Genomic DNA, 7,613 nt, shown 5'->3' with positions numbered 1-7,613 from the left:
AGTGTGATCACCTCGGCACGCCGCAAGAGCTGACCGACTCCCAAGGCAACATGGCCTGGACCGCGCAATACAAAGCGTGGGGACAGGTGACGGAACAGCGTTCAGAATGGGCGCGGCAGCATGGTGTGACGAACCCGATACGGTTCCAGGGGCAGTATCACGATCATGAGACGGGACTGCATTACAACAGGCATCGGTACTATGATCCGGGGGTTGGGCGGTTTATTAGTCAAGATCCGATTAGCTATGCAGGTGGGTTGAATCTTTATTTTTATGGGGCTAATCCTGTCCTGCTCATCGACCCTTTAGGTCTCGCAGGTCATCAAGTAAAAGCGAATACTGCTGGACAAGACGTAACGAATCGAGGTGTTCACGTTAACGTAAAAGGGGATGGTTTGCCTCGAGCCGGTGGTCACATCGCCCTCGTACCGAACGCTCAAGGAACCCATGTGGTACTTGAACCATCCGACATGGCAACGCGCGCAATGCCAAAATCCCAATGGGGTAAGGCGTGTGAGTGTGTTTTAAAATACCTCGATAAACCGATGAATGTGGATCGGCTCAAGAAATCTGCACAGGTGGGCATCGATTCAAATCCAAATTCTTCGCGTGTGCCTCAATTGAAACAGGTGGGAACCATTCTAAGTGAGCACCATGCCGCGGGTACGAACCCGTTAGAGCGTAAATAAGGGAATATATGATTTCTACTGATTTTCATCAGCTTGTTGAGTTGTTCATAGAGGGATCGGGTAATCTTCAGCCAAGTATTTTTGAATTGGACAGCTTTTCCGAGTCAGTTTTCATAAGCGCCGGTTTTGAACTGATCGGCGATCCGAATGGTTTTCATTCTTTCGAGAAAGCATACGACGTCCCTTATTTTCGTAGAAAAATAACGGTAGTGTTCAAGCAGTATTTTTTTGCGCGTGAGAGTTTGGGGGGTGGTCTTGGTATTGCAGGTGGGGTAAGGCTGACATCGCTTTTGAGAAAACAGCCATTTGCTACATCAATGGGGCATGTCGATACGAATCGTATGGTGTTCTTTTTCTTCGAGGATAAAAGTGATGGAGCACTGATTTTCGATGAAAAAATCGTCATAAGGTTTGACCAGTGGTCCAAGCGCAATTCTTATATGGTTTCAACAGTAGAGTGTGATTTTGATAATGTGCAGTTCAATGAAATAGCAAAGAAAGCGGTTCGCGAAACGTTTGAACCGTCCACTCACGATTCGATGATCAGAGATGCAAAGCAACGAGGCTGCTCACGTGCATTTAATCGTTTGATTGAAAAGCTTTAGCTCGACATGCACATGCGGTAAACCAATAGAGACTCCAGGCCGGCCAGCGCTTGGGGTTGAGGAGTGGAGACACCTTTCAGAATCGTGGCATCCCAGTACCACCAGAAGTCGACAAACGATTCAGCGCAATGAAAAAAAGACCGTTAATGCAGAACGCTGCCTACGCCTGGACGCTCCCAATGCACCCGTTGATCGAACTTCCCGAGACTCTCCACCCACTGTTCCTGGCTGCCGGTTGGCCTGTCACCCATATCGAGCCATTGCCGGATTTCGTCCCGCGCGAGCATCCAGCCGCTGCTCTGCTCGAACAACTGGCTGGTCTGACCGTCGGCACCTGTGGCACAGGCGAAGACTGCGCTACCAGCGATGTAGCGTTTGGCACGTTTGAGCACCTGCATGGAGATGAAGACTTCTTGGCTTGGCAGCAACGCTTGGGCAGCTCTTTGGTGAGCATCGCCGAAATTCATCATGGCCACGCTGCACTGTTGATGGACGAAAAAGGTCGCTGCTACGCCTTCAGTTTCATTCATGACGGGTTCTGGCTGCAGGGCAGAACTTTTGTCGAGGCGATGGAAAAGCTAGTGTTTGGGCGCAAGTGCGGTGAGCAAGTGGCGCTGGCCACACCGGACGCCGTGCCAGTTGTTTAAATCCCTCTGCTTTTGCACCGGTCTAAAAACGGTTCCTATTTAACATGCCTATTATTCAGGGATTGAAGCCTCACTCCACCTTAAAATAGCCGCTCACGGACTCACGAGCACCTCTGGACTCTGCACCGAGTTCCAGCCCTATTTCGAGTATCATCTCCACCTTTGCCCTCAAGACCTCAATGCAGGAAGCATAAGCATGACCAACAAAGCAGTTATCGTATTCAGCGGCGGGCAGGACTCCACTACGTGTTTGATCCACGCCCTGACCCACTACGATGAAGTCCACTGCATCACGTTCGACTATGGTCAGCGTCATCACGCGGAAATTGAAGTGGCGCAGCAGCTGTCGAAAAAGCTCGGTGTCACCGTGCATAAAACGCTGGATGTGTCCTTGCTCAACGAACTGGCCATCAGCAGCCTGACCCGCGATAACATTCCGGTGCCGACCGTGAACAGTTCCGGCGAGAGCCTGCCAAGCACCTTCGTTCCGGGACGGAACATTCTGTTTCTGACCCTGGCTTCTATCTATGCCTATCAAGTCCAGGCCAAAACGGTCATTACCGGTGTCTGTGAAACCGACTTCTCGGGCTATCCCGATTGCCGGGATGAATTCGTCAAGGCCTTGAACAAAGCCCTTGAATCAGGCATGGATTACAAGCTGCAACTGGATACGCCATTGATGTGGCTGAACAAGGCAGAAACCTGGGCCTTGGCTGATTACCACCATCAACTGGATCTGGTTCGCGAAGAAACACTGACTTGCTACAACGGCATCAAAGGCACTGGATGTTCCGATTGTGATGCCTGTAATCTTCGCGCCAAGGGCTTGAATGAGTTCCTGAATAACAAAGCTCAGGTCACTCAAAGCTTGAAAGATAAACTTGGCTTAAAGTAAAACCGCAACAAGATGCGCTCACTCCAGCATGCTGAGTGAGCGCCCTCCTCTCTTTATTGCGTCTGCGCACCCGTCAGGTATTTCTTGAACAAAGACCGTGCACCGTAGGCCGGCAAGATATTAAAGAATGCAAAACCCACCTTGATTGCGATCTGAACGTAGATCATGCCCAGTATCGCGCTATTTTCCATCGTCCCGTAAAAGGCGATGTAGCAGAACAGAAAACTGTCGATGATCACGGCAAACAACGTACTTAAAAACACTCGCAAAAACAGAAACCTGGAATTTGTGAGTTCTTTAATTTTGCACAACAGGTACGAGTTTATGTTCTCGGAAACCAGAAACGATACAGAAGACGCTACAAGAACTGCGGACAACTGACTGATAACATCATTGTAAGCCCCATCGAGCTTCCAACCCGGCAGGCCCGGAAGATGGGTAGTGATGGCCAGCAGAATAATAATCGCCGCATTGCTGATGAACGCGAACAGGATCGCTTTTCGCGCGAGCCTCAGGCCAAAGGTTTCGTTGAGCAAGTCGACGATCAGAAACGTCAGCGGATAGAGGAAAGTACCCGGCGTGACGACAATATCGAAATACTCCAGATAGATCGGTTTTGTCGCAGCAATACTGGTGAAAATGTACAGCGTGAACAGCATCAGGTTCAGGATGATGTAGATCATCCAGGAACTCTCATGACGGTCATTGATTTCGTAAGCGGTGAGTGCTCCGCCTTGGGAGTAGAACTTCTTGTAGAGGTTTTTTACTTCGATTTTATTCAGATTATCCATAATCTCACTATTCAACACTTCACTTAGCTTTATTTTAATTATTTTGCCTGTCGCGATGACCATGATGACGGCCAGGCTTTTTCCATTTTCGAACCCCAGCAACTTGTACTTGCTGTTTTCCAACTCAACACTGCAATCCATTAAATCGTTCCTCGATTACATCTCCGATCACGCATACACGATCCGTATCAAAGTTGCCTTCATGGCTTATAGATAACTTCGCTGTGATTTTGTCATACACCAGCTTTTCCCTGTCGCTGGTCGATGCTCCTTTCTGCACGATCAATAGATCGCCGGGTTCATTCATGCCACTGATTTCATTCTCCAGAAGCACGCCAATCAGGTTAAAGGACGCGCCAAAATAGTAAGTCAGCGGGTAAATAGTGGCCAACTCACCAATTCTTTTATCCAGACTTTGCAGCAGCATACTTTCTTTAATCACCGGAACAGCTGCGGGATTCATATTCCCCTGTGGCGAAATACTGCTTTCGATGATTTCTTTTTCTTCAAAATCAATCGTCTCTATTTCTTCGTAAGACACCCCGAAGAAATCAGAAATCTTGCGCACAGTGGACTGTTGGACATTGACCACCTTGCCTTCAAGGATGTTGTAGATGGTCGTTCGGGTCAGACCACTGGAGTGGCACAGGGACAACTGCGTTTCCCCGCGACTCTTTATCAGGTATTTGATGTTGTTCTTCAGATTCTCCGATCTTTCTCTTCTGTGCATCACATGCTTATCATCCATTTTTAACTGCAATCATTGTCACGTCCCGAATGATCATTCCGGACATACACAAGTGAGGTAGGAAATTGCAGTTATATCCCTGTCAGTGCCGCGCAGGATCATAGCATTCTCCCTCCCTGGGTTCGGTATAAAAAGTCAGCTTTCACAGGCTGCTTCCGCCAACATGCGGGGTCATTTCAGCTGCCGTACTGACTCGTCAGTTCCTGTTGCCTTCGACCCGGTGCTTGAAAAGCGACACCGGGTAATGCCTGTTTTACACCCGCAACGACTACAAAAAGAATCATTTTCTTTGAAGAATGTTCATTTTTTTGATTAATTCTGTGGTGTTCCTCACTGAAAAATCTATGATGCGTCAATCCGGCGTCTCATTCTCGCGAGTGAAAGAACGAAAAAACGGGTGGCCTGCACAGGGTTTAGTTTTGCGCGCACGCGGTCAAAACACGGATTCGCCTGTACAGATCTGGCAAGCAAGGACATGCGCAAATCACGCAAAACCAGGGAAGGAATAAAGCAATGGCAGTCATTACTGAACCGCTCAAGAACCAGGCTGACGTGTTGCGTCGTGGCCTCGCGGATCTCCGCGCAGAAGATGCCGAACTGGCGGCCATTCTCGACGCTGAGGTGACGCGTCAACAGCACACCCTTTCATTGGTCTCCTCCTCCTGCGCAGTTCAGCCGCGAACCTTGGCGGCCTCCGCTTCCGTGCTGGTCAACGTGACCGCTGAAGGCATGCCCGGCAAGCGCCACAGCGCGGGGTGCGAGAACGTCGAACTGGTCGAGTCGCTGGCCATTCGCCGGGCGCGGAAAATGTTCGGCGCGCAATACGCCAACGTGCAGCCACACTCGGCGTCGAACGCTGTTTACCAAGTGCTCACAGCCTTGCTTGAGCCTGGCGATACCTTGCTGGGCATGGCGGTGGAACACGGTGGTCATCTGACGCATGGCAGCCTTGCCGCGTTTTCCGGCGCCTACTACAAGGCGATCCAGTACGGCACAACATCCGACGGCCTGATCGATTACGACAAGGTACGTCTGCTCGCACTCGCCCATCGCCCACGCGTCATCCTCTGCGGCGCCACCGCCTATTCGCGCGTGGTGGACTTCAAGCGGTTTCGCGACATTGCCGATGAAGCCGGCGCTATCCTGCTCGCCGATATGTCGCATATCGCCGGGCTTGTCGCTACCGCGCGCCATCCAAGCCCGATCAACGCCGCACACGTCACCGTCACGTGCACGCACAAGCAACTCGCCGGGCCTCGCGGTGGCCTGATCCTCAGCGGTGCTGATGCGAACACCAAGATTCCCGGCTTGCGGACCACCTTCAGTCGCCTGCTTGAGCAAGCCGTTTACCCGCGAATGCAGGGCGCGCCAGCCGCCAACATGATCGCTGCGAAGGCTGCCGCGCTGGGTTATGCAATGTCCGCAGAGTTCGATGCCTGCATGGCGCAGATCCGCAGTACGGCGGATGAAATGGCCAAAGCGTTTCAGGCCAAGGATTATGAGGTGGTTGGCGGCTGCAGTGAAAACCACACGGTGCTGGTTCGCTTGCGTGGCAGCGTTACGGGCGCCATCGCGGAGGCGGCGCTGGGGCACTGCGGGATCATCGTCAGCAAACATCGCGTCCCCGGCGATCAGCGCTCGGCACTCGTTACCAGCGGGCTGCGCATCGGCACGGGTGCTCTGGCGCAACGCCGGGTCGATGTCCACGGCAGCCGCCAGATCGTCGATTTGATCGTGCGGATTCTGAATACCGTGGCGCCGCTCGGTGAGCAGGACTACACACTGGAACCCCTGCTCCTTGCGCAGTTTCGTTCAGAGGTCGAAACCTTGTGCAGGGACTATCCTGTCGCCGACTACCAATAGCACCCGACTCACAGCATTTGTACCCATAAAAAACCCGGCACTCAGGCCGGGTTTTGTGTTTCTGCGTCAGCGCTTACTTGGCAGCACCCGCTGCGTGCAGCGCCTGTTGCGCACCGCGCTTGTTCTTGATCACGTAACAGACCCACATGAACACGACCCACACCGGAATCGCGTACACCGAGATCTGGATGCCCGGGATCAGCAGCATCACGCCCAGAATGAACGCGACGAACGCCAGGCAGATGTAGTTGCCATACGGATACCACAGAGCCTTGAACAGCGGCGTCTGCTTCGTCTTGTTCATGTGCTGGCGGAACTTGAAGTGCGAGAAGCTGATCATCGCCCAGTTGATCACCAGGGTCGCTACCACCAGCGACATCAGCAGTTCCAGTGCGTGCTGCGGAATCAGGTAGTTGAGCAATACAGCCACCAGTGTCACCGCCGCCGACGCCAGGATCGAACGCACCGGCACACCGCGTTTGTCGATCTTCGCCAGGCCTTTCGGCGCATCGCCCTGCTCGGCCATGCCCAGCAGCATGCGGCTGTTGCAGTAGGTACCGCTGTTGTACACCGACAGGGCCGCGGTCAACACCACGAAGTTGAGGATGTGTGCGGCGGTGCTGCTGCCGAGCATCGAGAACACTTGCACAAACGGGCTACCGCTGTACGAATCGCCGGACGCGTTGAGGGTTTCCAGCAGGCTGTCCCATGGGGTCAGCGACAGCAGGATCACCAGTGCACCGATGTAGAAAATCAGGATCCGGTAGATCACCTGGTTGATCGCTTTCGGGATCACGGTTTTCGGCTTGTCGGCTTCGGCGGCAGTGAAACCGAGCATTTCCAGACCGCCAAAGGAGAACATGATGATCGCCATGGCCATCACCAGGCCGCTGACGCCATTCGGGAAGAAACCACCGTGCGACCACAGGTTGCTCACCGATGCCTGCGGGCCGCCATGACCGCTGACCAGCAGGTAGCTGCCCAGGGCGATCATGCCGACGATCGCCACGACCTTGATGATCGCGAACCAGAACTCGGCTTCACCGAAGACTTTGACGTTGGCCAGGTTGATCGCATTGATCAGCACGAAGAACGCCGCTGCGGTGACCCAGCTCGGGATCTCCGGCGCCCAGTAGTGAATGTATTTGCCGACCGCGGTCAGCTCCGACATCCCCACCAGGATATACAGAATCCAGCAGTTCCAGCCCGACAGGAAGCCGGCGAAGCCGCCCCAGTACTTGTGCGCGAAATGGCTGAAGGAACCGGCCACCGGCTCTTCGACGATCATTTCGCCGAGCTGGCGCATGATCATGAAGGCGATGAAGCCGCAGATGGCGTAGCCGAGGATCATCGACGGGCCGGCGGATTTCAGCAC

The 7,613-nt window shown here is 53.2% G+C and carries 8 protein-coding genes; 5 read left to right on the top strand and 3 right to left on the bottom strand.

Annotation, left to right across the window (positions count from 1 at the left end):
• The 4 genes from DBR24_RS01395 to queC all read left to right on the top strand — a co-directional run.
• Nucleotides 1-689: RHS repeat domain-containing protein (locus tag DBR24_RS01395; RefSeq protein ID WP_177490391.1), on the top strand; the 689-nt coding region annotated here is incomplete at its 5' end.
• Between the two features lie 8 nt (nucleotides 690-697).
• Nucleotides 698-1,294, top strand: coding sequence for a hypothetical protein (locus tag DBR24_RS01390; protein ID WP_128613655.1), 597 nt, complete (start codon nucleotides 698-700; stop codon nucleotides 1,292-1,294).
• A gap of 179 nt (nucleotides 1,295-1,473) precedes the next feature.
• Entirely contained in the window at nucleotides 1,474-1,941 is a 468-nt protein-coding gene (locus DBR24_RS01385; RefSeq protein ID WP_128613654.1) for an SUKH-3 domain-containing protein, read from the top strand.
• Between the two features lie 196 nt (nucleotides 1,942-2,137).
• Nucleotides 2,138-2,836, top strand: a complete 699-nt coding sequence (queC, locus tag DBR24_RS01380) for a 7-cyano-7-deazaguanine synthase QueC (protein WP_128613653.1) — start codon at nucleotides 2,138-2,140, stop codon at nucleotides 2,834-2,836.
• A 53-nt stretch (nucleotides 2,837-2,889) separates the two neighbouring features.
• On the opposite strand, the gene DBR24_RS01375 is transcribed toward queC, so the two are convergent.
• Together DBR24_RS01375 and DBR24_RS01370 are read right to left on the bottom strand one after the other, a co-directional pair.
• Nucleotides 2,890-3,768 (bottom strand): queuosine precursor transporter, encoded by an 879-nt coding sequence (locus DBR24_RS01375; RefSeq protein WP_064119579.1) that lies wholly within the window; start codon nucleotides 3,766-3,768, stop codon nucleotides 2,890-2,892.
• Complete coding sequence (locus tag DBR24_RS01370; protein WP_128613656.1) at nucleotides 3,752-4,357, bottom strand: helix-turn-helix transcriptional regulator; 606 nt, start codon at nucleotides 4,355-4,357, stop codon at nucleotides 3,752-3,754. The genes DBR24_RS01375 and DBR24_RS01370 overlap by 17 nt, the downstream gene beginning before the upstream one ends.
• A gap of 531 nt (nucleotides 4,358-4,888) precedes the next feature.
• Between DBR24_RS01370 and glyA the strand changes: the two genes are divergently transcribed.
• Entirely contained in the window at nucleotides 4,889-6,238 is a 1,350-nt protein-coding gene (gene glyA, locus DBR24_RS01365) for a serine hydroxymethyltransferase (protein WP_128613652.1), read from the top strand.
• A gap of 73 nt (nucleotides 6,239-6,311) precedes the next feature.
• Here the strand turns inward: glyA and DBR24_RS01360 are convergent.
• Nucleotides 6,312-7,613, bottom strand: a 1,302-nt coding sequence (locus DBR24_RS01360) for an amino acid permease (RefSeq protein ID WP_128613651.1), incomplete at its 5' end; no start/stop codon positions are given.

Source organism: Pseudomonas sp. HMWF006, assembly GCF_003061205.1.
In the GTDB taxonomy this organism is placed as follows: Bacteria; Pseudomonadota; Gammaproteobacteria; order Pseudomonadales; family Pseudomonadaceae; genus Aquipseudomonas; species Aquipseudomonas monsensis.
This window is presented reverse-complemented; position numbering and strand designations above follow the sequence as displayed.

Bases quoted from the DNA above. Each gene is read 5' to 3' on its own strand.
- DBR24_RS01390 (WP_128613655.1), top strand. From the start codon at position 698: ATGATTTCTACTGATTTTCATCAGCTTGTTGAGTTGTTCATAGAGGGA.
- DBR24_RS01385 (WP_128613654.1), top strand. From the start codon at position 1,474: ATGCACCCGTTGATCGAACTTCCCGAGACTCTCCACCCACTGTTCCTG.
- queC (WP_128613653.1), top strand. From the start codon at position 2,138: ATGACCAACAAAGCAGTTATCGTATTCAGCGGCGGGCAGGACTCCACT.
- DBR24_RS01375 (WP_064119579.1), bottom strand. From the start codon at position 3,768: ATGGATTGCAGTGTTGAGTTGGAAAACAGCAAGTACAAGTTGCTGGGG.
- DBR24_RS01370 (WP_128613656.1), bottom strand. From the start codon at position 4,357: ATGCACAGAAGAGAAAGATCGGAGAATCTGAAGAACAACATCAAATAC.
- glyA (WP_128613652.1), top strand. From the start codon at position 4,889: ATGGCAGTCATTACTGAACCGCTCAAGAACCAGGCTGACGTGTTGCGT.